This is a genomic window from Gordonia sp. X0973 (genome assembly GCF_013348785.1).
In the GTDB taxonomy this organism is placed as follows: Bacteria; Actinomycetota; Actinomycetes; order Mycobacteriales; family Mycobacteriaceae; genus Gordonia.
The window spans coordinates 2,370,693-2,395,005 of sequence record NZ_CP054691.1 but is presented as its reverse complement, the minus strand read 5'-3'; the positions used below and the strand labels follow the sequence as shown (position 1 = coordinate 2,395,005).

The 24,313-nt window shown below is 69.6% G+C and carries 25 protein-coding genes and 2 tRNA genes; 17 read left to right on the top strand and 10 right to left on the bottom strand.

Going from position 1 to position 24,313, the window contains the following annotated elements; all coding sequences use genetic code 11:
- Positions 1-58: 58 nt before the first annotated feature.
- The 5 genes from HUN08_RS11735 to HUN08_RS11715 all read left to right on the top strand — a co-directional run bounded on the left by HUN08_RS11735 (position 59) and on the right by HUN08_RS11715 (position 3,471).
- Positions 59-844, top strand: coding sequence for a fumarylacetoacetate hydrolase family protein (locus tag HUN08_RS11735; protein WP_124247288.1), 786 nt, complete (start codon positions 59-61; stop codon positions 842-844).
- The gene (locus tag HUN08_RS11730; protein WP_124247289.1) at positions 841-1,683 is read left to right on the top strand and encodes an alpha/beta fold hydrolase; all 843 of its coding nucleotides are present in this window, start codon (positions 841-843) and stop codon (positions 1,681-1,683) included. Before HUN08_RS11735 ends, HUN08_RS11730 begins: the two co-directional genes overlap by 4 nt.
- 35 nt (positions 1,684-1,718) lie before the next feature.
- Positions 1,719-3,194, top strand: a complete 1,476-nt coding sequence (gene gltX / locus HUN08_RS11725; protein WP_124247290.1) for a glutamate--tRNA ligase — start codon at positions 1,719-1,721, stop codon at positions 3,192-3,194.
- A gap of 98 nt (positions 3,195-3,292) precedes the next feature.
- Positions 3,293-3,364 (top strand) — tRNA-Gln (locus tag HUN08_RS11720).
- Positions 3,365-3,398: 34 nt separating this feature from the next.
- Positions 3,399-3,471, top strand: a tRNA-Glu gene (locus HUN08_RS11715).
- A gap of 58 nt (positions 3,472-3,529) precedes the next feature.
- Here HUN08_RS11715 and HUN08_RS11710 read toward each other — a convergent pair.
- Positions 3,530-4,027 carry a pyridoxamine 5'-phosphate oxidase family protein gene (locus HUN08_RS11710; RefSeq protein WP_124247291.1) on the bottom strand — a complete coding sequence of 166 codons (498 nt, stop codon included), beginning with the start codon at positions 4,025-4,027 and terminating at the stop codon, positions 3,530-3,532.
- 28 nt (positions 4,028-4,055) lie between these two features.
- Positions 4,056-4,790 carry an IclR family transcriptional regulator gene (locus tag HUN08_RS11705; RefSeq protein ID WP_124247292.1) on the bottom strand — a complete coding sequence of 245 codons (735 nt, stop codon included), beginning with the start codon at positions 4,788-4,790 and terminating at the stop codon, positions 4,056-4,058.
- 41 nt (positions 4,791-4,831) lie between these two features.
- On the opposite strand from HUN08_RS11705, the gene leuC reads away from it, so the two are divergent.
- The 3 genes from leuC (at position 4,832) to HUN08_RS11690 (ending at position 7,714) form a co-directional block, all read left to right on the top strand.
- The gene (gene leuC, locus HUN08_RS11700) at positions 4,832-6,289 is read left to right on the top strand and encodes a 3-isopropylmalate dehydratase large subunit (protein WP_124247293.1); all 1,458 of its coding nucleotides are present in this window, start codon (positions 4,832-4,834) and stop codon (positions 6,287-6,289) included.
- Positions 6,277-6,864 carry a 3-isopropylmalate dehydratase small subunit gene (leuD, locus tag HUN08_RS11695; RefSeq protein WP_124247294.1) on the top strand — a complete coding sequence of 196 codons (588 nt, stop codon included), beginning with the start codon at positions 6,277-6,279 and terminating at the stop codon, positions 6,862-6,864. The genes leuC and leuD overlap by 13 nt, the downstream gene beginning before the upstream one ends.
- Positions 6,865-7,012: 148 nt before the next feature.
- Positions 7,013-7,714, top strand: coding sequence for an HU family DNA-binding protein (locus HUN08_RS11690; protein WP_124247295.1), 702 nt, complete (start codon positions 7,013-7,015; stop codon positions 7,712-7,714).
- A 15-nt stretch (positions 7,715-7,729) separates the two neighbouring features.
- Here HUN08_RS11690 and HUN08_RS11685 read toward each other — a convergent pair whose 3' ends face one another.
- The 3 genes from HUN08_RS11685 to cofC are packed head-to-tail and all read right to left on the bottom strand — an operon-like array spanning position 7,730 to position 11,524.
- Positions 7,730-8,644: an NUDIX hydrolase gene (locus HUN08_RS11685; protein ID WP_124247296.1), complete on the bottom strand. Its 915-nt coding sequence runs from the start codon at positions 8,642-8,644 to the stop codon at positions 7,730-7,732.
- Positions 8,645-8,661: 17 nt separating this feature from the next.
- The gene (locus HUN08_RS11680) at positions 8,662-10,845 is read right to left on the bottom strand and encodes an RNA degradosome polyphosphate kinase (protein WP_124247297.1); all 2,184 of its coding nucleotides are present in this window, start codon (positions 10,843-10,845) and stop codon (positions 8,662-8,664) included.
- Positions 10,835-11,524, bottom strand: coding sequence for a 2-phospho-L-lactate guanylyltransferase (gene cofC, locus HUN08_RS11675; RefSeq protein ID WP_165353494.1), 690 nt, complete (start codon positions 11,522-11,524; stop codon positions 10,835-10,837). The genes HUN08_RS11680 and cofC overlap by 11 nt, the downstream gene beginning before the upstream one ends.
- A 50-nt stretch (positions 11,525-11,574) precedes the next feature.
- On the opposite strand from cofC, the gene HUN08_RS11670 reads away from it, so the two are divergent.
- Complete coding sequence (locus HUN08_RS11670) at positions 11,575-12,111, top strand: YdeI/OmpD-associated family protein (RefSeq protein ID WP_124247299.1); 537 nt, start codon at positions 11,575-11,577, stop codon at positions 12,109-12,111.
- Between the two features lie 43 nt (positions 12,112-12,154).
- Complete coding sequence (locus tag HUN08_RS11665; protein WP_124247300.1) at positions 12,155-13,156, top strand: NAD(P)H-dependent glycerol-3-phosphate dehydrogenase; 1,002 nt, start codon at positions 12,155-12,157, stop codon at positions 13,154-13,156.
- A 16-nt stretch (positions 13,157-13,172) separates the two neighbouring features.
- Here the strand turns inward: HUN08_RS11665 and HUN08_RS11660 are convergent, their stop codons facing one another.
- On the bottom strand, positions 13,173-13,724 hold the full coding sequence (locus tag HUN08_RS11660) for a DUF3515 domain-containing protein (RefSeq protein WP_301546691.1): 552 nt from the start codon (positions 13,722-13,724) through the stop codon (positions 13,173-13,175).
- Between the two features lie 35 nt (positions 13,725-13,759).
- Here HUN08_RS11660 and thiL point away from each other — a divergent pair, with 35 nt between their 5' ends.
- From thiL to HUN08_RS11640, 4 genes are all read left to right on the top strand, one after another.
- A complete protein-coding gene (gene thiL, locus HUN08_RS11655) occupies positions 13,760-14,734 on the top strand; it encodes a thiamine-phosphate kinase (RefSeq protein ID WP_124247301.1) in 975 nt (324 codons plus the stop codon).
- A 26-nt stretch (positions 14,735-14,760) separates the two neighbouring features.
- Positions 14,761-15,282, top strand: a complete 522-nt coding sequence (locus HUN08_RS11650) for a gamma carbonic anhydrase family protein (RefSeq protein WP_124247302.1) — start codon at positions 14,761-14,763, stop codon at positions 15,280-15,282.
- Positions 15,283-15,292: 10 nt separating this feature from the next.
- On the top strand, positions 15,293-15,970 hold the full coding sequence (locus HUN08_RS11645) for a uracil-DNA glycosylase (RefSeq protein WP_124247303.1): 678 nt from the start codon (positions 15,293-15,295) through the stop codon (positions 15,968-15,970).
- A gap of 145 nt (positions 15,971-16,115) precedes the next feature.
- Positions 16,116-17,606 carry an HNH endonuclease signature motif containing protein gene (locus HUN08_RS11640; RefSeq protein ID WP_367649918.1) on the top strand — a complete coding sequence of 497 codons (1,491 nt, stop codon included), beginning with the start codon at positions 16,116-16,118 and terminating at the stop codon, positions 17,604-17,606.
- Here the strand turns inward: HUN08_RS11640 and HUN08_RS11635 are convergent.
- The 4 genes from HUN08_RS11635 to rpmB form a co-directional block, all read right to left on the bottom strand.
- A complete protein-coding gene (locus HUN08_RS11635; RefSeq protein ID WP_165353493.1) occupies positions 17,603-17,761 on the bottom strand; it encodes a hypothetical protein in 159 nt (52 codons plus the stop codon). The genes HUN08_RS11640 and HUN08_RS11635 overlap by 4 nt on opposite strands.
- 57 nt (positions 17,762-17,818) lie before the next feature.
- Positions 17,819-18,370: a hypothetical protein gene (locus tag HUN08_RS11630; RefSeq protein WP_124247304.1), complete on the bottom strand. Its 552-nt coding sequence runs from the start codon at positions 18,368-18,370 to the stop codon at positions 17,819-17,821.
- 31 nt (positions 18,371-18,401) lie between these two features.
- Positions 18,402-19,193 (bottom strand): enoyl-CoA hydratase/isomerase family protein, encoded by a 792-nt coding sequence (locus HUN08_RS11625; protein ID WP_124247305.1) that lies wholly within the window; start codon positions 19,191-19,193, stop codon positions 18,402-18,404.
- A gap of 89 nt (positions 19,194-19,282) precedes the next feature.
- Positions 19,283-19,471, bottom strand: coding sequence for a 50S ribosomal protein L28 (rpmB, locus tag HUN08_RS11620; RefSeq protein WP_005182428.1), 189 nt, complete (start codon positions 19,469-19,471; stop codon positions 19,283-19,285).
- Positions 19,472-19,623: 152 nt separating this feature from the next.
- On the opposite strand from rpmB, the gene HUN08_RS11615 reads away from it, so the two are divergent.
- Genes HUN08_RS11615 through HUN08_RS11605 form a run of 3 tightly spaced genes read left to right on the top strand, consistent with a single transcriptional unit; the run spans position 19,624 to position 24,283 of the window.
- Positions 19,624-21,309, top strand: coding sequence for a DAK2 domain-containing protein (locus HUN08_RS11615; RefSeq protein ID WP_124247306.1), 1,686 nt, complete (start codon positions 19,624-19,626; stop codon positions 21,307-21,309).
- Entirely contained in the window at positions 21,306-23,555 is a 2,250-nt protein-coding gene (recG, locus tag HUN08_RS11610; RefSeq protein WP_124247307.1) for an ATP-dependent DNA helicase RecG, read from the top strand. Before HUN08_RS11615 ends, recG begins: the two co-directional genes overlap by 4 nt.
- Positions 23,556-23,596: 41 nt before the next feature.
- Entirely contained in the window at positions 23,597-24,283 is a 687-nt protein-coding gene (locus tag HUN08_RS11605) for an HNH endonuclease family protein (RefSeq protein WP_124247308.1), read from the top strand.
- Positions 24,284-24,313 lie beyond the last annotated feature (30 nt).

Genomic DNA, 24,313 nt, shown 5'->3' with positions numbered 1-24,313 from the left:
AACTCGCCGGACGCGGCCCGGCAATCGGCCTCCCATTCGGTGGGATAGGCTGGCGACCATGCGACTAGGACGAGTAGCCACCCGCGACGGCGTCGCCTTCGCCGCCATCGAGGGGGCGCAGGGAAGCGAGACCGCCCGCGAAATCGCCGAGCACCCGTTCGGCACGCCGACGTTCACCGGCCGGGAATGGCCGCTGGCCGACGTGCGCATCCTCGCGCCGATCCTGGCCACCAAGGTGATCTGCGTCGGCAAGAACTACGCGGCACACGCGAAGGAGATGGGGGGCGAGGCGCCCGAGTCGCCGGTGATCTTCCTCAAGCCCAACACCTCGATCGTCGGTCCCGAGGTGCCGATCGTGCGCCCGCCGTCGTCGGAGCGGGTCGACTACGAGGGCGAGCTGGCCGTGGTGATCGGGCGACCGTGCAAGGACGTCAAGGCCGCCCAGGCGCGCGAGGCGATTCTGGGCTACACCATCGCCAACGACGTGACCGCCCGCGATCAGCAGAAAGTCGACGGCCAGTGGACGCGGGCCAAGGGCTACGACACGTTCTGCCCGCTGGGACCGTGGATCGACACCGACTTCGACCCCTCCGACGTGCGGATCCGCACCGAGCTGACCGGCGTCGACGGCACGACGACGGTCAAGCAGGACTCTCGGACGTCGCTCATGCTGCACAGCGTCGGCGAGATCGTCGAATGGGTCTCGCGGGTGATGACCCTGCTGCCCGGTGACGTCATCCTCACCGGCACCCCGGAGGGGATCGGCCCGATGGTCGCCGGCGAGCGCGTCTCGGTGACCGTCGACGGGCTCGGCACCCTCACCAACCCGGTGATCGACAAGTGACCCGTCCCCAGCCGCCGAAAACGGCCCAGGTCAACGGCATCACGCTCGCCTACGAGGATCCCGGAGGGCCGGGGGAGCCGGTCGTCATGATCATGGGCACCGGCAGCCCCGGACGGGTGTGGCGGGCCAACCAGGCCCCGGCGCTGAGCCGGGCCGGGTATCGGGTGATCACCTTCGACAACCGCGGGATCTCGCCGTCGTCGGAATGTCCGGAGGGTTTCACCGTCGACGACATGGTCGCCGACACCGCGGCGCTCATCGAACACCTCGACGTGGCGCCGGCGCATGTCGTCGGCACCTCGCTGGGGGCGCGGATCACCCAGGAACTCGCCCTGGCCCGTCCCGACCTGGTGCGCTCGGCATCGATGATCGCCACCTACGGGCGCCCGACCCCGATGATCAGCGCGCTCGGCGCCGGGGAGCGCGCCCTCTACGACCAAGGCGTCACCGTGCCGGAGGACTACGCGGCGGCCGTCACGGCCCATCTCAACCTCTCGCCGCACACGCTGGCCGACGACCGCTCGGCGCGCGATTGGCTCGACATCATCAAGTTCTCCCCGCAGCGCGTGACCCCCGGCGTCCGCGCGCAGTACGGCGTCCACGAGGGGGAGGTCGACCGGCTCGCCGCCTACCGGGCCATCGCCGTCCCGGCGCTGGTCATCGGATTCGCCGACGACCGCACCCTGCCCGAATTCCTGGCGCGCGAGGTGGCCGAGGCGATTCCCGGGGCGCGCTACGAGGTGGTCGAGAAGGCCGGGCACTTCGGGTACCTCGAGCAGCCGGACCGGGTCAACGGGCTGCTGCTGGACTTCCTCGCCCAGCGCCGCACCGGGGCCTGACGGCACCGTCGCGGGCGTTCGCTACGGTTGACGCCATGACCAGCGAAGTCCGCGTCCGATTCTGCCCGTCGCCCACCGGAACCCCGCACGTCGGGCTCATCCGCACCGCGCTGTTCAACTACGCCTACGCACGGCACACCGGCGGCGATTTCGTCTTCCGCATCGAGGACACCGATGCGGCCCGAGACAGCGAGGAGAGCTACGCGGCGATCCTCGACGCCCTGCGCTGGCTCGGACTGGATTGGGACGAGGGCCCGGAGAAGGGCGGCCCCTACGGCCCGTACCGCCAGTCGCAGCGCCGCGAGACCCATCGCGCGGTCGTGGCGAAGCTCCTGGCGGCCGGCGAGGCCTACGAGGCGTATTCGACGCCGGAAGAGGTCGAGGCGCGGCACAAGGCGGCCGGGCGCGACCCGAAGCTGGGCTACGACAACTTCGACCGCGACCTCACCGAGGAGCAGCGCGCCGCCTTCGCCGCGGAGGGGCGCAAGCCGGTGCTGCGGCTGCGCATGCCCGACGAGGACATCACCTGGGACGACCTGGTGCGCGGCGAGACCACGATCAAGGCGGGCACCGTGCCCGACTTCGCGCTGACGCGGGCGAACGGCGACCCGCTGTACACACTGGTCAACCCCGTCGACGACGCGATGATGAAGATCACCCACGTGCTGCGCGGGGAGGACCTCCTCTCGTCGACCCCGCGTCAGATCGCGCTGTACCGGGCGCTGGAGCGCATCGGCGTCGCCGACGGCGTGCCGCGATTCGGGCACCTCCCCTTCGTCATGGGGGAGGGCAACCGCAAGCTCTCCAAGCGCGACCCGGAGTCCAGCCTGTTCCACCACCGCGACCGCGGTTTCCTGCCGGAGGGGCTGCTCAACTACCTGGCCCTGCTCGGCTGGGGTTACAGCGGCGACACCGACGTGTTCACCCTGGAGCAGATGATCGAGGCCTTCGACGTCCGCGACGTCAACTCGAACCCGGCCCGCTTCGACGAGAAGAAGGCCGAGGCGATCAACGCCGAACACATCCGCATGCTCGCCCCGGCCGACTTCGCCGCGCGCCTGGGCGACTACCTCGTCGCCCAGGGGCACTTCGCCCAGTCGCCGGCCGATGAGGCCGATTTCCGGGCCCTCGCCGATCTGATCCAGACGCGGATCCAGGTCCTCGGCGACGCCTGGGACCTCGTCAAGTTCCACTACGTCGCCGACGCCGATTTCGTGCTCGACGAGAAGTCCGCGGCCAAGAACCTCGGACCCGAGGTGGTACCGGTGCTGAAAGCCGCCATCGGCGCCCTGGAGGGTCTGTCCACGTGGGACACGGCCTCGATCGAGGAGGCGCTGAAGACGGCCCTCGTGGAGGGATTGGAACTCAAACCGCGCAAGGCCTTCGGCCCGGTCCGCGTCGCGGTGACCGGGGCAGCGGTGAGTCCGCCGCTGTACGAGTCGATGGAGGTGCTGGGCGCAGACCGCTCGCTGGCCCGGTTGCGCGACGCCGTCGAGAAGTATTCGGAATAATACCCTTGGCCTGCACGTTTGTGCTATCGGGCGCCCATCCTGCTAACCTACTTCTCGGTCCTTCCGCCGGGCGGTGACGCACGGGGGAGGCAGACCCTTGGGGTATGGTGTAATTGGCAACACAGCGGTTTCTGGTACCGCCATTCTAGGTTCGAGTCCTGGTACCCCAGCGGACTTCACGGCTTGCGCCGAGGAGTTGTTCAGGCCCCCTTCGTCTAGCGGCCTAGGACGCCGCCCTCTCAAGGCGGTAACGCGGGTTCAAATCCCGTAGGGGGTACAACGCGAAAGCGCTCCGCACCGACAGGTGCGGGGCGCTTTTCTCGTTTCGGTCGCGGTCAGGGCGCGGGGGCGGTCGACCCCGACAACGGCATCGCGGGCAGGCCCAGTTTGCGGTGGTCCCAGCTGCGCGTGCGCTCGGCCTGGACCCGCACGGCCACCCGCTTGTTCATCATCTGCTCGACGGCCGGCCGCAGCTCCTCGCTGTAGGGGCCGTAATACCGCTCGAACACGTTGATCCCGGTCGGGAGGGTGTGCTCCTCGTCGTCGTAGATGACGGCGCTGCCCTCGATGGTGACGCCGCGCAGTTGGTCGTAGGTGTCGCCGTCCTCGATGAGCACCGAGCAGCGCGCGTTGCGCCGCAGGTTCATCGCCTTCTGCGACTTCGACTTCGTCTCGAACCACAACTCGCCGTCGATCACGCCGTACCACATGGCGACGAGGTGGATGGACCCGTCGGGACCGGTCGTCGCGAGTGTCGCGGTCCGCTGGGAGTTGATGAAGTCCGCGATCTCCTCGTCGGACATGACGATCTGGCCGCGCTGATTCTTACCCATCCGCCGACCCTATCGGCCCCCGGCGCCGTCAGTCGACGCTATGGCTGAGCCGCTCGGTCAGCGCGTCGGCTGCGGCCAGCAGATCGGCCGCCCAGCGCGCGCCGGGACGTCGGCCGATGCGCTCGACCGGTCCGGAGACCGAGATCGCCGCGACCACCTCGCCGTCGGCGTCGCGCACCGGTGCCGAGACGCTGGCCACCCCGGCCGCCCGCTCGGCGACGCTCTGGGCCCACCCTTTGCGGCGGACGTCGGCCAGGGTCCGCTCGGCGAAGACGCTCTCGTCGAGCAGGGTGGCTCGCACCCCCTCCGGTGCCCAGGCGAGCAGCACCTTGGCGGCCGAGCCGGCCGTCATCGGCAGACGCGTTCCGACGGGGACGGTGTCGCGCAGGCCGCTGGGCGGCTCGAGGGCGGCGACGCAGATGCGCTCGGCCCCGTCGCGCCGGTAGATCTGCACGGATTCGCCGGTGATCTCCCGCAGCCGCGGGAGGATCGAGAGGGCGGCGTCGGGAATGCGGTCGACGTGGGAGCCGGACAGTTCGCGCAGCGCCGGGCCGGGCACCCAGCGTCCCGTCGAGTCGCGCGCCACCAACCGGTGCGCCTCCAGCCCGACGGCGAGGCGGTGGGCGGTGGCGCGGGGCAACCCGGTGGTCTCGCACAGCTCGGCGAGGTTGCACGGCGCGACCGCGACCGCGCTCAGCACGGTGACCGACTTGTCGAGCACGCCGATTCCGCTGACCGGACCGGATGCGGTACCATTTCCCATAAGACGATACTAACTGTCCAGATAGTGAGATTCCAAGAGCGATGAGCAACAGCCCGGCCAAGCCCCGAACGCTCGCCGAGAAGGTGTGGGACGACCATGTCGTCGCGCGCGGCGAGGTGGATGATTCCGGTCAGCGCAATCCCGACCTCATCTACATCGACCTGCACCTCATCCACGAGGTGACCTCCCCGCAGGCCTTCGACGGCCTGCGCATGGCCGGCCGCCCGGTGCGGCGCACCGATCTCACCATCGCGACCGAGGACCACAACGTCCCCACCGTCGACATCGACAAGCCGATCGCCGACCCGGTGTCGCGCACGCAGGTCGAGACGCTGCGTCACAACTGCGAGGAATTCGGCGTCCGCCTGTACCCGATGGGCGATGCCGAGCAGGGCATCGTGCACGTCGTCGGCCCCCAGCTGGGGCTGACCCAGCCGGGTATGACCGTCGTCTGCGGCGACAGCCACACCTCCACGCACGGCGCCTTCGGCGCGCTGGCGATGGGGATCGGCACGTCGGAGGTCGAGCACGTGCTGGCCACGCAGACGCTGTCGCTGCGGCCCTTCAAGACGATGGCGATCACCGTCGACGGCGAGTTGCCGCCCGGCGTGACGAGTAAGGACCTGATCCTCGCCGTGATCGCCAAGATCGGGACGGGCGGCGGCCAGGGGTACGTGCTGGAATACCGCGGACCGGCCATCGAGAAGCTCTCGATGGAGGCGCGCATGACCATGTGCAACATGTCGATCGAGGCCGGCGCCCGTGCCGGGATGATCGCCCCCGACCAGGTGACCTACGAGTTCCTCAAGGGGCGTCCGCATGCCCCCTCCGGCGACGAGTGGGATGCCGCCGTCGAATACTGGGACGGCCTGCGCACCGACGAGGGCGCCGAGTTCGATGCCGAGGTGCACATCGACGCCTCCGAGCTGACCCCGTTCGTCACCTGGGGGACCAACCCCGGCCAGGGCCTCCCGCTGGGTGCGGCGATCCCCGACCCCGAGGACTTCGGCAACGAGAACGACAAGCAGGCGGCCCAACGCGCGCTGGAATATATGGACCTGGTGCCGGGCACGCCGCTGCGCGAGGTCAAGGTCGACGCGGTGTTCGTCGGGTCGTGCACCAACGGGCGGATCGAGGACCTGCGGGCCGTCGCCGACGTGCTGCGCGGGCGGAAGGTCGCCGACGGGGTGCGCATGCTGATCGTCCCCGGCTCGATGAAGGTGCGCCAGCAGGCGGAGCAAGAAGGCCTCGGCGAGGTCTTCACGTCGGCCGGGGCGGAATGGCGCCAGGCCGGCTGCTCGATGTGCCTGGGCATGAACCCGGACCAGCTGGCGCCGGGGGAGCGGTGCGCGTCGACGTCGAACCGCAACTTCGAGGGCCGCCAGGGCAAGGGCGGCCGGACCCATCTGGTCTCGCCTGCCGTCGCCGCGGCCACCGCGGTGCGCGGGACGCTGAGCGCCCCCGCCGATCTCACCACGGAGGAATCATGGAACCGTTGACCACCCACACCGGTATCGGGGTCCCGCTGCGCCGCAGCAACGTCGACACCGACCAGATCATCCCCGCGGTGTACCTCAAGCGGGTCACGCGCACCGGATTCGAGGACGGACTGTTCTCGTCCTGGCGCGCCGACCCCGAGTTCATCCTCAACACCGAGCCCTGCGACAAGGGGTCGGTGCTGGTGGCCGGTCCCGACTTCGGTACTGGGTCGTCGCGCGAGCACGCCGTGTGGGCGCTGATGGACTTCGGCTTCCGCGTCGTCCTCAGCTCCCGGTTCGCCGACATCTTCCGCGGCAACTCCGGCAAGGCCGGATTGCTTGCGGCACAGGTGGACCAGGGTGACATCGAGCTCATCTGGAAGCGGCTGGAGAACGAGCCCGGCCTGGAGCTCACCGTCGACCTCGAAGCCAAGACCGTGACCGCGGGCGATCTCGTCGTGCCCTTCCAGATCGACGACTACACCCGGTGGCGCCTGCTGGAGGGGCTCGACGACATCGGGCTCACCCTGCGCGAAGTCGAGGCGATCGACGTCTTCGAGCGCGCACGGCCCGCGTTCAAACCGACCACGCTCTGAGGCGGAACGGTCGACGCGGCGACGTGATCGACTAGCGCTTGGGCGCAACGAGATTCGACGCGCGGATATGCGCGCCGATGATGGACCTTTTCTCACGCGGCGTTTACCGTGTTGTGTTAGTCACGTCACACCAACCGTGGAGGTCGACATGAACAAGGCGGAGCTCATCGACGAACTGACGAAACGGCTCAAAGCGGATCGTCAGACCGCCACCGACGCCGTGGAGCAGTTCATCGACACGGTGGTGCGCGCGGTCAACCGGGGCGAGAAGGTGACCATCACCGGGTTCGGCGTATTCGAGAAGCGCAAACGAGCGCCGCGCGTCGCGCGCAACCCGCGCACCGGCGAGACGGTGAAGGTCCGCGCGGTCAACGTGCCGTCGTTTCGGCCCGGCGCCCAGTTCAAAGAGGTGATCGCCGGGCGGCTCCGCCTGCCGGCCGGAATCCCCGCGGTCAAGCGCGGAGCGGTCGACGCGGCCGCGGCCAAGAAGGCGGCGCCCGCCAAGAAGACTGCCGCTAAGAAGGCGACGCCGGCGAAGAAGACCACTGCTAAGAAGGCGGCACCCGCTAAGAAGACTGCCGCCGCCAAGAAGGCGGCACCCGCCAAGAAGGCGGCGGTCAAGAAGGCCACCCCGGCAAAGACCGTGACCGCGGCGAAGAAGACTCCGGCCAAGAAGGCGCCCGCGAAGAAGGCTCCGGCCAAGACCACGGCCGCGGCGAAGAAAGCACCGGCCAAGAAGGCCCCCGCCAAGAAGGCGCCCGCGAAGACCGCGGCTGCGGCAAAGAAGGCACCGGCTAAGAAGGCCCCAGCAAAGAAGGCGCCCGCGAAGAAGGCGACCCCCAAGAAGTAGTCGCCGGAGGTTCGATCAGTCGTAGTCGGGCATCGGATCGGCGATGTGATCCGCCGCGACGACCCGGCCGTCGTCGTCGATCGACAACACCCACGTGCTGCCTTTGCGGTTGCGGTTGGCCGGCAGCGCGAAGCCGTCGCGCGCCGACCACCACTGCATCAACGGCGCGATGGCCTTGCCCTGGCTGCACACGACGTGGACGGCGTCGTGGCGTGCCGCCAAATCGACCATGCGGCGCTGGGCGGCCTCGGGATCGCGTAAATAGGCTTCCTCGGTGAGCGATTCCTCGATGCGGATCTTCTTGTCGCCGAGGGCTTTCGCCAGCGGCTCGAGCGTTTGGACGCAGCGGGTCCGATCGGCGGCATGCAGGCGTCGGGCGCCGAACAACGGCAGCAGCGCGGCGAGGGCCTGGGCCTGGGCGCGGCCGACGCGCTCCAGCGGTCGCTGGTCGTCGGGGCCGCTGTAGCGCGAACGACGTCCGGCCTTGGCGTGCCGGACCAACAGCAGCGTGTGCAGGTCGGCGGGCAGGGTGAGGAATTCGTCGACCACCAACCGGTCCAGCGTGTAGGTCAGCTTCGTCTTCGCCGCGGACGGCGAGACCCACACCAATTGGTCGACCTCGCGATTGGGGGTGAACTCGCCCCCGGTCACGCGAGCCGACCAATAGCGCACGTGTTTGCGCTTCGTTCCGTTGATCGCGTAGGTGACGTGGCGCAGGTGCCGGCCGAGGAGAACGGCGTATCCGGTCTCCTCGGCGATCTCGCGCACCGCACTCGCGAACACCGTCTCGCCGGATTCGGTCTTCCCCTTGGGGAGGGTCCAATCGTCGTAGCGGGGACGGTGGATCAGGGCGATCTCCGGTTGGCCGTCGGCGTCGGGGCGCCACACCACCCCGCCCCCCGCCCACACGGCGCGCACGTTCACGCTCATCGGTGTGCGGTTCCCGCCTAGGCCTGGCCCGACCCGGCCGCGAGGCGCCGATAGCGCGTCATCAGCTCGGTCTGGTGGTCGCGGACCTCGACGTCGGCACCCGGCGACGCGGTCCACTTGCCGTCGTTGCCCAGCACCCAGCAGCGGGTGCGCGGATCGAGTGCCGATTCGAAGATCTCGTCGAGCTGGCGGGTGAGGCGCGGGTCGGAGACCTGGACCAAGACCTCGATCCGCCGGTCGAGGTTGCGGTGCATCATGTCGGCGCTGCCGATCCAGAACTCGTCCTGCGCGCCGAAGTGGAAGATGCGCGAGTGCTCCAGGAACCGGCCGAGGATGGAGCGGACCTCGATGTTGTCGCTGACGCCGGGGATACCGGGACGCAGGGCGCAGATGCCGCGGACCACGATCTCCACCGGCACACCCGCCTGCGACGCGCGGTAGAGCGCGTCGATGATCTGCTCGTCGACCAGCGCGTTGGCCTTGAGGCGGATCCGTGCATTGGCGTCGCCGGCCCGGTGCCGCTCGATCTCGTTGCGGATCCGCTCGACGATCCCGGCGCGGATCCCGTCCGGCGCCACAAGCAGGTTGCGGTAGGTGTGCTTGCGCGAGTAGCCGGTCAGCGTGTTGAACAGATCGGTGAGGTCGGCGCCGATCTCCGGCGCCGCGGTGAACAGGCCGACGTCCTCGTAGAGGCGCGCGGTCTTCGGGTTGTAGTTGCCGGTCCCGATGTGGCAGTAGCGGCGGATCGTCGACCCTTCGCGTCGCACCACCAGGCAGGTCTTGCAGTGGGTCTTGAGCCCGACGAGTCCGTAGACGACGTGTACGCCGGCCTGCTCGAGTTTGCGCGCCCACTTGATATTCGCGCGCTCGTCGAAGCGCGCTTTGATCTCCACCAGCGCGACGACCTGTTTACCGGCCTCGGCGGCGCTGATCAGGGCGTCGACGATCGGCGAATCACCCGACGTGCGGTACAGCGTCTGCTTGATGGCCAGGACCTGCGGGTCGGCGGCAGCCTGCTCGATGAAGCGCTGCACGCTGGTGGAGAAGGACTCGTAGGGGTGATGGACCAGGACTTCGCCCTCGCGCAGCGTGGAGAACACGCTCTTGGGGGTCTCGCGCTCGCCGAACGCCGGGTTGGTCACCGGGACGAACGGCGGATCCTTCAGAGTGGGGCGGTCGACGTCGTAGATCTGGAACAGGGCCGAAAGGTCCAGCGGCCCAGGGACCGCGATCACGTCGGCCGGGTCGACGTCGAGTTCGCGCAGGAGCAGTTCGAGCATGTGCTCGCTCATGTCCTCTTCGATCTCCAGGCGCACCGGAGACCCGAACCGGCGCCGCGCCAATTCGCGCTCGAGCGCCTGCAGCAGGTCTTCGTCGCGATCCTCGTCGACCTCGAAGTCGGCGTTGCGGGTGATGCGGAACGCGTGATGCTCGACGATGTCCATCCCCGGGAAGAGCTGGCCCAGATTCGCCGAGATCAACTCCTCCACGGGTAGGAACACCACGTCGGATTCGTCGGCGGCCGACCGCGGCTCGGCCGCCGTCAGCTTGTCGACGCGCAGGAATCTCGCGACGTTGTCGGGCACCTTGACGCGGGCGAAGTGCTCGGCGCCGTCGGCCCGGTCGCGCACGGTGACGGCCAGGTTCAGGCTCAACCCGCTGATGTAGGGGAAGGGGTGGGCCGGGTCGACGGCGAGCGGGGTGAGGACCGGGAAGACCTGGTCGGTGAAGTAGTCGGCGAGCCGGGTGCGCTGCGGCTTGTCCAGATCGGCCCACGCGACGATATGGATGCCCTCCCCGTCGAGGGCCGGCTTCACCGATTCGTTGAACACCCGCGCCTGGCGGGTGGCGATGGACTGGGTGCGCGCCGCGATGCGGCTCAGTTGTTCTCGTGGCGAGAGTCCGTCGGCGGACCGCACCGAGAGCCCGGTCTCGTCGCGCCGCTTCAGCCCGGCGACGCGCACCATGAAGAACTCGTCGAGATTCGACGTGAAGATGGCGAGGAACTTGGCCCGCTCGAGCAGCGGCAGCGACGTGTCCTCGGCGAGGGCGAGCACGCGGGAGTTGAAGTCCAGCCAGGACAGCTCGCGATTGAGATAGCGATCGGCCGGCAGGTCGGCGGACTCGTCGGGGTGCGCCGTCGCGGCGGGGGGTGCGCCGGGACCGGGATCGGCGGAATTCACCGCCTCATCATGCACCATGGTCGCCAGCCGCGCAGCGGGGCCCGGACCCGGCCCGCAGGTGCAGCCATTCCGCGGTGGCCGCACCGACCCCGATGTCGGCCGCGACGCGCAGGTCGGCCACGGTGTCGACGTCGGTGCGCAGGCCCCGCCACGGGTCGTCGGCCGTGGTGGGCGCGGCGATCTCCACGGCTCCGGCGCGCCGGTGGGAGGCGGCCGAATGGGGGCCGAACAACGGGGGGTCGACGACGGTCAGCGGGCGCAGCAGGGCCGCGGTGCCGACCCCGGCGGAGTCCGCGACGAAAGACTGGGGGCGCCAGGCGTCGGTGGCGCCGCGGTGCACGGCGAGGGCGCTGCGCAACGCTTCCGAGGTCACGGCTGGGAGATCGGCCTGCAGGAACATCACGGCGTCGATCGCCGGGTCGAGGTCCCGCAACTCCCGTTGACCGTGCGAGAAGGCCGCGTTGAGCCCGCTCGCATCGGCGGGTTCACCGACGACGAGTGCCCCGGCCTCCCGCGCCGCCCCGGCGATCCGGGCGTCGGGGGTGACGACCAGCGGCACCATCCCGGCACCGGCGGCCGCCCCGATCACGTCGACCAGCATCGCCACCACCAGGGCGGCGCGGTCATGCGCGCTGCCGCCCAACCGTGTCTTCGCCTCCGGTAGCGGTTTGACCGCCAGCACCGCACCCCAGCTCACGTCACCATCATGGCAGCCGCGGTGGCGGTCCCGCCGACTACGCTGGCGGCATGGCCGAGACCAGCGCACCGTCCATCCGTTTCACCGCCACCGTCCGCAGCGTCGAGGACCGGCTCATCCTCCGACTCCCCGACCCGGCCAGCGCCCGACTGTCCTCGCGCGGCCAGGTCGCCGCGTCGGTGACGCTCGACGATCGGCCGGCGGTCACCACGGTCGTCGAACCCGACGGCCGCAAGGGGCATTGGCTGCCCGTCGACGAACTCGCCGACGGATTCGCACCCGGCGACGAGGTCGAGGTCGTCGTCGAACCGACGAAGGAGTGGCCGGAGCCGGACTTGCCGGAGGATTTCGCGACCGCGCTGGACGGCGCTCCCGACATCGCCGACGTCTGGTCGTCGATCACGCCGATGGCGCGGTGGGAATGGGTGCGCTGGGTCAACGCGACGAAGAATCTCGACACCCGCGCACGGCGCGTCGAAGTGGCGATCGACAAGATGCGCTCGGGCAAACGGCGGCCCTGTTGCTTCGACCTGTCCTCGTGCACGGTCCCCGAGGTGGCCAAGAGCGGCAAACTCATCGAGGTTTGACCGATAGGGTGAGCATCGGAGTCGTCGGCGAGAGGGGATCAGAGTGCAGGCCGTTGTGATGGGGGCCGGGTCGTGGGGCACGACCGTGGCGAAGGTGCTCGTCGACGCGGGTACGCCGACGCGGATCTGGGCGCGGCGCCCCGAACTCGCCGACGCCATCAACACCACCCATGAGAACCCCGATTACCTGCCCGGCATCGCCCTGCCCGCCGGACTGCACGCGGTGAGCGACGAGGCACAGGCACTCGACGGCGCCGACGTCGTGGTGCTGGGCGTCCCCTCGCAGTCGATGCGCGCCAATCTGGAGCGATGGCTGCCGAGGCTCACCGACGACATGACCTACGTGTCACTCTCCAAGGGCGTCGAGACGTCGACGGTGCTGCGCATGTCGGAGGTCATCGCCGACGTGACCGGTGCCGGACCCGAGCGGATCGCCGTCCTCTCCGGCCCCAACCTCGCGAAAGAGGTCGCCGCGGGCCAACCGGCCGCGACGGTGATCGGCTGCGTCGACGAGGAGCGGGCGGTCGCGCTGCAGGAGGCCTTCTCCACCAGCTATTTCCGGGTGTACACCAACACCGACGTGGTGGGCTGCGAACTCGGCGGCGCGGTGAAGAACGTGATCGCGCTGGCCTGCGGCATGGCGGCCGGGCAGGGCTTCGGGCAGAACACCCTCGCCACGATCATCACCCGCGGCCTGGCCGAGACCATGCGCCTGGGCGTCGCCGCTGGCGCCGACGTGCGCACGCTGGCCGGGCTGGCCGGAATCGGCGACCTCGTCGCGACCTGCTCGTCGCCGCTCTCGCGGAACCGGACCTTCGGATACGCGCTGGGGCAGGGCAAGACGCTCGACGAGGCGCAGGCCGCCACCAACGGTCAGGTCGCCGAGGGCGTGAAGTCCTGCTCGTCGGTGCGCGCTCTCGCCAAGCTGCACGGCGTCGACGTCCCGTTGACCGATGCGGTCGACCAGGTGTGCCACGACGGGCTGACCGTCCCGGACGCGATCGCGATGCTGCTGGGACGTCCCCGCAAGCCGGAGATCCGCTGACCGATCTCCGACCGGCTCAGTGCAGTTCGAGCGGGCCGGGCTGCAGGTGCTTGTCGATCACCGCGGTGACCTCGCTGATCGGCGCCGGGCCGGAGTCTCGCGGCAGCCAGAGCGCGACGTAGGGGCGGTGGTCGACGGCCACGTACGCGACGCCGGAGTCCGACTCGTCGGTGATGAACCACTGTGCCGCGTCGACCACTTGCAGTCTGGAGGACGGCGCCAGCGCGGCCGGGCGCGCGACCCCGCATCGCAGCGCGACGACATCGCCCTTGTCCGAGCGCCAGCGCACGGTGTCGCCGCTGACCGATTTGTTGCGGTAGTCGCCGAGGCGGTCGGGCAGGGCCGCGAGGAACGGCGCGCAGGCGGCCTGGGAGCCAGGCGCGGCGGCCATCGAGTCGAGTTGGGTGCCGCCGTGCCCGCGCATCACCGCGAAGGTGACGAAGCCGGCCAGAACCATGATCGGGATGGTGATCAGGGTGGCGAGCAGCGCCGGGGACAACCGACCGTCACGCCCGGCCGCATCGTCGTCGGGGGCGTCGGTGTCGTGGGTGCTGTCGTCGGTGGCCACGGGCTTCAGCCTAGCGACGCCTAGACTGGGCGATCGTGGCAGGACAGCGGACCGTCGGGGAAGTGGGGGAGCGAGCCCTGCTGACGCGGTTCGCCCGTGCGGCGCGTGCGGCGCCCAGTGCCCTGGTCGGCCCGGGCGACGATGCCGCCGTCATCGCCCCGGGGGCGACGGTGCTCAGCGTCGACACCGCGGTGCAGGGACGTCATTTCCGCGTCGAGTGGTCGTCACCGGCGCAGATCGGTTCGCGGGCGGTCACCGCCGCGGCGGCCGACATCGCGGCGATGGGGGCACGCCCGACCGGGGTGCTCGTCTCGTTGGCCGCGCCGGTATCGGCGCCGGTCGCGCTCGTCGAGGGGATCAACACCGGGGTCGTCGAGCGGGCCGCGGCACTCGGCGCTGCGGTGCTGGGCGGCGACCTCGTGGAGGCGGGGGAGATCGCGGTGTCCATCACCGCGGTCGGCGTACTCGACGACGAACCGCCGATCCTGCTTTCCGGTGCCCGACCGGGCGATGTGCTCGCGGTCAGCGGCCCGTTGGGGGCATCGGCGGCCGGATATGCGCTGATCAGCGGAGATTCGGAGATCACCGGCGACGCCGCCGACGAGGTGCTCGCCGCCTTCCGCAGCCCGGCGCCCGACCTCACGCAGGGCCCGGTGGCCGCCCGCCACGGTGCGAGCGCGCTGACCGATGTGTCCGACGGGCTGGTCGAGGAGTTGCGGCTGATGAGCGCCGCCTCCGGGGTCGTCGTCGACGTCGACTCGGCCGCCGTCCCGATCACCGAGGCGACGCGGCGGGTGGCGCGGGCCCTCGGCGCCGACGTCGTCTCCTGGGCCCTCACCGGCGGCGAGGACCACGAACTGCTCGGCGCGTTTGCGGACCGCGGCTCGGTGCCGCCCGGCTGGACGGTGATCGGTGGGGTATCGGGGCCGGTCGGCGACGTCGACAAGGCCGCCGATGCGGTGCGGATCGACGGAGAACCGGCCACAGTCCACGGGTGGCACAGTCTCTGATCGCCGCTGCGGCTAGATTCCCCTGTATGGCCATCTACGCATTGGGCGATCGCGAGCCGAAGCTCGGCGCCAACACGTACGTCCATCCCGACGCCGTCGTCATCGGTGACGTCACCCTCGCCGACGGGGTGTCGATCTGGCCCAACGCCGTGCTGCGCGGCGATTACGGGCGGATCGAGATCGGGGAGAAGACGAACATCCAGGACGGCACGGTCATCCACTGCACGGTGATCCACGCGACGGTCCTCGGTGCGCGCTGCGTCGTCGGGCACAACGCGCATATCGAGGGGTCGACGATCGGCGACGAGGTCCTCATCGCGTCGGGCTCGATCGTGCTCAACGGATCGACCGTCGGCAACGGGGCGATCGTCGGCGCGGGCGCCGTCGTGCCCTTCGACTTCGAGGTGCCCGCCCGCAGGATGGCGCTCGGCGTCCCGGCCAAGATTCGGGCGAACTACGAGGTCCCCGAAGGCCACGCCGACCTCAACACCACGATGTACTACGAAAACGCCCAGTACTACCGCGACAACCTGCGCCGCCTCGACTGATTGGGACACGATGCCCCCCAAGCCGCTTTCCGAACTCGTCGCCCCCGATTGGGCCCGTGCCCTCGAGCCGGTCGCACCGGTGATCACCGAACTGGGTGAATTCCTGCGCGCCGAGATCGCCGCGGGGCGCACCTACCTGCCGGCCGGGCAACACATTCTGCGTGCCTTCACCCGGCCGATGGCCGACGTGCGTGTGCTGATCGTCGGACAGGACCCGTATCCGACGCCCGGGCACGCCGTCGGACTCAGCTTCTCCGTCGCGCCCGAGGTCCGTCCGGTGCCGCGTTCGCTGGACAACATCTACACCGAGTACTGCGCCGACCTGGGGTATCCGCGGCCGAGCAACGGCGACCTGACCCCGTGGGCCGACGCCGGCGTGCTCCTGCTGAACCGGGTGCTGACCGTCGGGGCGGGGGAGGCCGGCTCGCACCGGGGCAAGGGGTGGGAGCAGGTCACCGAATGCGCGATCAAGGCGCTCGCCGCGCGGGACGAGCCGCTCGTCGCGATCCTGTGGGGACGAGACGCCCAGAATCTTGAGCAGTGGCTGCCGGACGTGCCGACGATCGCCTCCCCGCATCCGTCGCCGCTCTCCGCGTCGCGCGGCTTCTTCGGGTCGAAGCCGTTCAGCCGGGCCAACGCCGAGCTGGAAGACCTCGGCTGCGAACCGGTGGATTGGCGCCTGCCGTAGGGATCTCTGCGCTTCACCAGGCGTTCCGCGGAACGCCTCATCAGCCTCAACGATCACTGTGATCACTGTGTTCGCGTGGGCTTCGATGTCAGACGTTCCGGATAGAGTTGCCTCATAATCGAACTACAGTTCTATGGAGGCCGCTATGGACATGAGGTCAGACGCCACCTCGGACACCGCTTCGGATGTTTTCGATGACACGGCTGCCGCTGATCTGGGCGACGAGGATCTGGAGGAGCGGGTGCTGGGGTACGCGGCCCAGATTGCCGCGTTGACCGGCCGGTTCTTGGAGTACCTGGCCGAATTCGACGCGCGCGGCGCGTGGGCGGGGCCGGGGATGAATTCGTGTGCCCAGTGGTTGTCCTGGCGGGCCGGGATGAACCGGCGCACCGCTCAGGAACACATCCGCGTCGCCCACGCGTTGGGCGGGTTGCCGATGGTGCGCGAGCATCTGCTCGCCGGGGAGTTGTCGTTCTCCAAGGTGCGAGCCCTGACCCGCGTCGCCACTGCGGAGCGGGAACCCGAGCTGGTCAACCTCGCGTTGTCGTCCACGGCGTCGCAGTTGGAAAGATTCGTCGCCGCGATGGGACCGATCGACCGGAACCAAGAGATCGACGGCACTGCTGTCGAGCCTAGGCCGATCGAGTCGTATGGGTCGTGGCGGTGGAACGACGACGGGTCGCTGGGGCTCAGCGTGCGCCTGAACCCCGTCGACGGCGCTCATCTGCTCGCTGGGCTGGTGCGCGCCGAGTACGAGCGGACCCGCACCACGGGCGATCCCGACCTGCCCGTCGCGCCCGACGGTGAGGCGGCCGGTGGTGAGGCGGCCGGCGGCGAGGCGGGGTGTAAGCCACCCCGCGACCTGTGGCGCGGAGTTCCCGCCAACATTGCTGCCGCGTTGGTGACGATGGCCGATACCGTGTTCGATGCGATGGCGATTCCGCAGGTCGCCCCGGGAGCGGAGATCCTGGTCCACGAAACCCCGATCCACGAAACCCCGATCCACGGAACCCCGGACGGCGAGGCGTCGTCTATGGCGCATGCGTACCTCGACCGTGGGCCTGCTTTGACCGAGGCTCAGCATGAGGAGTTGCGGTGCGGTGCGTCGACTCGGGCGGTGGGCCACGACGATTCGCGCTACAGCACCGGACCGCAGCTGGGGCCGGTGCTGTGGTGGGGTGGTAAGCGCCGCTATGCCAACGCCGCGTTGATCCGGGTGATCGCGATGCGCGACGTGACGTGTCAGGCACCCGGCTGTGAACGCACCCATCATCTGCACCTGCATCACGTCACGCCGTGGTCGGCCGGTGGGACCACCGACCCGGATAACTTGATCCTGCTCTGCGGGTATCACCATCGGGCGCTGCATGATGGGGACTTCGTCATCATCGCTCAGGGCAAGCAGCGATTCCGATTCCAAACCCCCGCCGGCAGCGAGTTGCACCCCGCCCCGCCGATAGCGAGCCCCGCCGACTGGTATCCCGACCACCGCGTCGCTCGTGATGCCCTCACCTCCGAAGGCAACGGACCCCTCGACCTCGGTTATGCCACCGAAGTCATCTACGGGGTGTGGGACCGCCGCGAACGGCTACGTCGGAAGGCGCAGCAGCAGGCGTCCGCTGAGGCGGCCGCCTAGCGCTCGTCGCGGATCACGACGCCGAACGCCTCGCCGAAACCGCTGTAGCACTCACTGACACGGTGACCAGCGGCCGCAAAGATCGCCTGGACATCCGCCGAGCCGACGGCGCCCCGATCATCAGCACCGATCTCGCCGAAATCCCGCTTGCGCAAGGCTTTTCGACGACCCTCCAGGTGTGCGTCTGGGGCGGTGGTGAGGCCTGTGAGGATCTACGACACCTGATACTCAACCGCGAGTACACAGGCGAATGGCGACAGCGATGGTGCACCTCCGCTCGCGAGTGACGCCTCAACGAGCGAAGCGAAGTCACTGAAGCTCATGATCGATACTCCGGATACCTGTCGACGGAAGTGCTCAACTCTGCGCGTGGGGCACAGTAGACGCACATTTGCCCCCTCGGTCTCGAGCATGTGCTCGAACTGCGACTTGAGGACTCCACATTTGGACGGACACTTCTCGCCCTCACTGATCTTTGAGTAGTGGCTCTTGATCTCGAGGTGCCACAGCCGATCCTCGCTGCGCAGGTCACCGTCACCATGGCCGCCCCGGTACAACGTCGTACCCGCCGGGATTTCCAATTCTTCCGCCACACCCGGAACGTGATCGATCGCCGCCCAAACGATCATCGTGACCGCGCCTTCCTCGCATGGTGTATGTGGCTCGGCGTCCCACCTCCGAATCGCGGAAGGCAGCGCGTGCCATGCCGCCTCGAACTGGTTGCCGTCAATATCGACGCGAAACTGGTCGCGGTCCACCATCATGCCCAGTACGGTAGCGCCACGGCAGGTCTGCTCACCCGTGCTCACGATTCCAGACGGGCTTGCGCTTCTCGACGAAGGCGTTGACTCCCTCGATACCCTCGGGTTCCCCGACGAGACGGGCGATATCGCGGGTCTCGGTGGCGAACTGCTCGACCAGCGTCGTCGAGGGATCGGCGCGCAGCTGCCGCGCGGTCGTCTGGAGTGCTTCGCTCGGGCCGGCGGCGAGATCGACGGCGATCTCGCGGGCCCGGGCGTCGACCTGATCGTCGTCGACGATCTCGGAGAGGATCCCCCAGTCGAGCGCCTCCTGCGCGCTGATCACCCGGTTGGTGAGAATGATTCCGCGTGCCCGGGCCGCACCCACGATCCGCGGCAACGTCCAGGTCATCCCGCCGTCGGGGGAGAGGCCGATGCCGCTGTAGGCGGGGCGCAGCCGGGTCGACGTCCCGCCGACGACGACGTCGCCGTGCAGGGTGAAACTCATGCCGGCCCCCGCCGCCCAGCCCTTGGCCGCGACCACGACGGGCCGTCCCGAGCAGACCATCAGATCCATCATGCGGTGCATCCGCACGGCCAGGTCGCGGACGAAATCGGAGCGATCGGCGGCCGCGGCGAAGGAGGCGACGTCGCCGCCGGCACAGAAGTTCTTGCCCTTGCCGACCAGCAGGATGACCCGCTCGTCGCGCGCGCCGCTGAGCAGTTCGGCCAGCGCGTCGGCCGCTTGGTCGACGGCGCCGGGGTTCATCGCGGTGCCGTTGGCCGCGGTCGAGACGGCGAGGGTCAGCACGCCGTCGGCAGAGGTCACATTGGGCTCACCAGTCATGGTGGTCAGCCTAGACCGCGGCCAAACACCGCGACCCCCGACGGGCAGATGCCCGTCGGGGGTCGCGGTGGAGCAGTTGTACCGAAGGTCTAGACGGTGGTCTTGCCGGCCTTCAGGCAGGACGTGCACACGTTCTTGCGCTTGCGGTTACCCGGCGCGACCTCGACTCGCACGGACTGGATGTTCGGGTTCCAGCGGCGGTTGGTGCGCCGGTGCGAGTGCGAGACCGACTTGCCAAAGCCGGGGCCCTTGCCGCAGATGTCGCAGACGGCAGCCATGTCGAACTCCCTTGATCGTCGAAAGAATTGGGTCTAGCGTGCGGAATCCGGTCGCAGGGTCGGTGACGGCCCGGCGCAGAACGCAACCTGACAAGGATAGCCGCAGCGCATGGTCGCTTCCAAATCCGGGCGCTGGGCTAGTCTCGATTGCGATGTCGGATACCGCCCCAACCACAGCACCGCGCGGCGATCGCCCACCTCGGGTGAACCCGCAATTGCTGCGTGACTGGGCACGGGCGGCGGCCGACGGGCTGACTGCCGCGCGGGCGGAGATCAACGAGCTCAACGTCTTCCCGATCCCGGACTCCGATACCGGCTCCAACATGGCGTTCACCATGACGGCCGCGGCCGATGCGGCGCAGGAGGCGCCGGGCGACGCCGACGTCGCGACGGTGACTCGGGCGATGGCCGATGCGGCCGTCGCCAATGCGCGCGGCAACTCCGGGATCATCCTGTCGCAGGTGCTGGTCGGCGTCGCCGATGCGGCGGCCATCGCCGACGCGCAACGCGATCATTCCTTCTCACGGCTGTTCGCCGGCGGCCTCCAGCTCGCGTCGCTGGCGGCGGTCCGCGCGGTCAGCGAGCCCCGCGAGGGCACCGTGCTCACCGTGTTGCGCGAAGCGGCGGCGGCCGCGCACGACAACACGGCGGCCAGCCCGGCCGATCTGGCACGGGCAGCGGCGGAAGCGGCGGCGGACGCCCTCGAGCACACACCCGAGCAACTCGCCGAACTCGCCTATGCCGGGGTCGTCGACGCCGGCGGCCGCGGAATGCTGGTGCTGCTCGACGCGATGGTGCTGGTCCTCACCGGGGTGGCGAACCGCCGCCGCAACTATCGGGGCCTGCTGGTGGAGGGCAATATGCCTGCCCTGCGCGCCGATGAGGCGTGCGACGGCAGCAGCGACATGGACTTCGAGGTCATGTACCTGCTCGACGGGATCGCCGACGGCCGCATCGGCCGGTTGCGCGACTACCTCGCCGAGATCGGCGACGCCGTGGTCATCGTCGGCGACAACAGCGCGGACGGCGAACGGTTCTCGGTCCACGTGCACACCAACGAGCCGGGCAAGGCGGTGGAGGCCGGCGCCGTCGTCGGGGCGATCAGCGACGTGCGGATCTCGTGTTTCGCTCTCGACGCGATCCGCGATTCCGACCCGGAGGAACCCCTGCCGCGGCATAAGCGCGCTGTCGTCGTCATCGCGAAGGGCAGCGGGGCCAGGGAGTTGTTCGCCGACGCGGGAGCCGTCGTCGTCACCGCCGACGACGGGGTGTCGGCCGCGGCGGTCGCCGAGGCGATCCGCGCCACCGACGCCGCGCACGTCGTCGTCATGGCCAACGGTGAGCTCGCCTCCCAGGAACTGGTGTCGGTGGCGGCCGGCGCCCGCTCCGCGCACCGGACCGTCGTCTTCATCCCGACGCTCTCGATGGTGCAGTGCCTATCCGCGCTGGCCGTCCACGACCCGTCGGAATCGGCCGACGTGGACGCGTACGCGATGGCCGAGGCCGCCGCAGGCACCCGGTGGGGCTCGGTCCGCCGGTCCGAACAGGCGATGATGACGCTGGCCGGGACCAGCGAGCCCGGCGACATGCTCGGCTACATCGGATCCGACGCGCTGGTGATCGGCCGCGATCCGCTGGCGGCGACGACGGCGCTGCTCGACCTCATGCTGGCCACCGGCGGGGAACTCATCACCGTGCTGGCCGGGGCCTTGCTCGACGAGTACCCCGGCGTCCTCGACGAGCTGGCCGATCACGTCCGCCGTACCTTCCCGGGCGTCGAACTGGCCGTCTACCCCTGCGGCCAATCCGATTCGCTGTTGCAGGTCGGCGTCGAGTGACTTCGACGACCCCGTCGACGCCGCTGGCCGACGTGCTCGACGCCGCGACGGCGGAGAAACTCGCCGGATTGGACCTGACCACCGTCGGGCAACTGCTCTTCTACACGCCGCGGCGCTACGCGCAGGCCGGTGTCGTCGCCTCCGACGAACTGCCCGAAGCGGGGGAGTGGATCACCATCGTCGGCCGCATCACCCGCGCCGACCTGATCCGCATGAAACGGCGCAACGGCCAGTTCCTCAAAGTGCTCGTCGACGACGATTCGCGCATCTACGAGGCGAGCTTCTTCAACCCCCGCTACATCAAGAACAAGCTGCGGCCCGGCGCGCGGGTGATGATGGCGGGCAAGGTCGGGCTCTATCAGGGACGCGTGCAGCTGGCGCACCCGGAATGGGCCGTGCTGCCCGACGGAGCCGATCCCGACGTCGCCGTCGTCGGGAACTCGATGATGCAGCAGCTCTACGCCGTCGAACAGGAGGCGCGCGAGGCCGAGACGGGGGAGGGCGTCAGCCTCGACGAGGCGTTCGAGCGCGCGATCCTGCCGATCTACCCGGCGACGAAGGACGTACAGACCTGGGACATCTGGGCCGCGGTGCGCCGGGTGCTCGCCCAACTCGGACCGGTCCCGGACGCCCTGACCGACGAGCAGCGGGCCCAGCGGGAGCTGATCACCACGGACGAGGCGTGGCGGCGGATCCACCTGCCGGAGAAGATGACCGACGTGGACGCGGCGCGCGAGCGGTTGCGGTTCGACGAGGCCTACGCGATGCAGTTGGTCCTCGCGCAGCGGGCGCGGCTCGGACGGGCCGAGACCGCGCGACCCTGCCCGTATGTACCCGGCGGCCTGGAGGACGCGCTGCGGCAGCGTCTGCCGTTCACGCTCACCGACGGGCAGGAGACGGTGCTGCGCGAGATCGACGACGAACTCGACCGCGACGTCCCGATGAGCCGACTGCTGCAGGGCGAGGTCGGGTCCGGCAAGACCCTCGTTGCGCTGCTGGCGATGCTGCGCGTCGTCGACAACGGCCAGCAGTGCGCGTTGCTCGCCCCCACCGAGGTGCTCGCCGCCCAGCACTACCGCACGATTCGCGGGATGCTCGGCGACCTGGGGATCGGCGGTCAGCTGGGGGCCGCCGACGGTGCCACCACCATCACCCTGGTCACCGGCTCGCAGCGCACCGCGGAGAAGAAGCAGGCCCTGCTCGACGTGGTGACCGGGACGGCCGGGATCGTCATCGGCACCCATGCCCTGTTGCAGGAGAACGTCGAGTTCTTCGATCTCGGGCTCGTCGTCGTCGACGAGCAGCACCGCTTCGGCGTCGAACAGCGCGACGTGCTGCGCACGAAGGCCGCCGGCGGACGGGCGCCGCACCACCTGGTGATGACCGCGACGCCGATCCCGCGGACCGTCGCCATGACCGTCTTCGGCGACCTCGAGACCTCGGTGCTCACCGAGCTGCCCAAGGGTCGCCAGGAGATCAGCAGCTCGGTGGTGCCGATGGGCAAGCCGGCGTGGATGAACCGGGTGTGGGAGCGCGCCGGCGAGGAGGTCGCCTCCGGGCGGCAGGTGTACGTCGTGTGCTCGCGCATCGGGGACGAGACGTCGGAGAAGAAGGCCGCGAAGAACGACGACGGGCGCCGTGAACCGGTCTCGCTGCTCGACCTGTACGACGAGGTGGGGGCGCGCCTGCCGGACTGCCGGATCGGCATGCTGCACGGGCGGATGCCGGCCGACGACAAGGCCGCCGTCATGGACGAGTTCACCGCCGGAGAGATCGACGTGCTGGTGTCGACGACGGTGATCGAGGTGGGCGTCGATGTCCCCAACGCCACCGTCATGATCATCGTCGACGCCGACCGCTTCGGTGTCTCCCAGCTGCACCAGCTGCGCGGTCGCGTCGGCCGAGGCGGGCTGCCGGGACTGTGTCTGCTGGTCACCGCCGTGCCCGAGGGATCGGCGCCCTTTCGCCGTCTCGCCGCTGTCGCCGGCACCGTCGACGGATTCGAGTTGGCCCGGCTCGACCTGGCCGAGCGTCGGGAGGGCGACGTGCTGGGGGAACTGCAATCCGGCGGTGCCTCCTCGCTGCGGTTCCTGTCGCTGCTCGACGACGCCGAGGTCATCGCCGACGCCCGCGAACTCGCGCAATCCGTCGTCGACGGGGGGCTCACCCTCGGTGGTCATCCCGGCGCGGCGACGATCATCGACGCCGTCGTCGGCAGTCGTGCCGACTTCCTCGACAAGTCCTGACACTGGGGAACCGGCGAGAGGGCCGCTGCGTCTAAGTACGCATGGGGGAGCTGACGCGGAAGAACTGGGCCGTCCTGATCGGTTGCACCGTGCTGGCCGTGTTCACCGCCGCGACGGTGATCGCGCATCAGCGGCAGACACCGCCGTCGGCGGCAGCCGGCTGGCTCGCCGAACTACAGCGCATCCCGCGCGTGGCGGAGCGACTGCCGCACCGGTCGGATTACCAGCGGTCGGCCTTCGGCGCGGCCTGGAGCGACGCTAACGACGCCGCCGGCGGGAACAACGCGTGCGACACCCGCAACGACATCCTGCGACGCGACCTCGACGAGGTCGTGACGACGACCGGCCCGCGATGCGCGGCGACCGTGACGGCCGGGCGGCTGCGCAGCCCGTACACGGGCCGGGTGTTCGTGTTCCGGCGCAGTCGTGCGGCCGGGGTGCAGATCGACCACATCGTCCCGCTGTCATACGCGTGGGACATGGGCGCGCACACCTGGTCATCGACGGTCAGACTGCGTTTCGCCAACGACCCGGCCAACCTCGTGGCCGTCGACGAGCAGTCGAACCAGGACAAGAAGGATCTCGAGCCGGCCAGGTGGATGCCGTCGGCACGGCGCTTCCACTGCCAGTACGCGAAGCAGTTCGTCGCCGTGCTCGCCGCCTATCCGCTCCTGCTCGACGAGCCCTCCGCGCGCACCCTGCGACGAGCACTGCGCGGGTGCGGGTGACGTCTGCGCATGACGACGTCGGGTGCCACC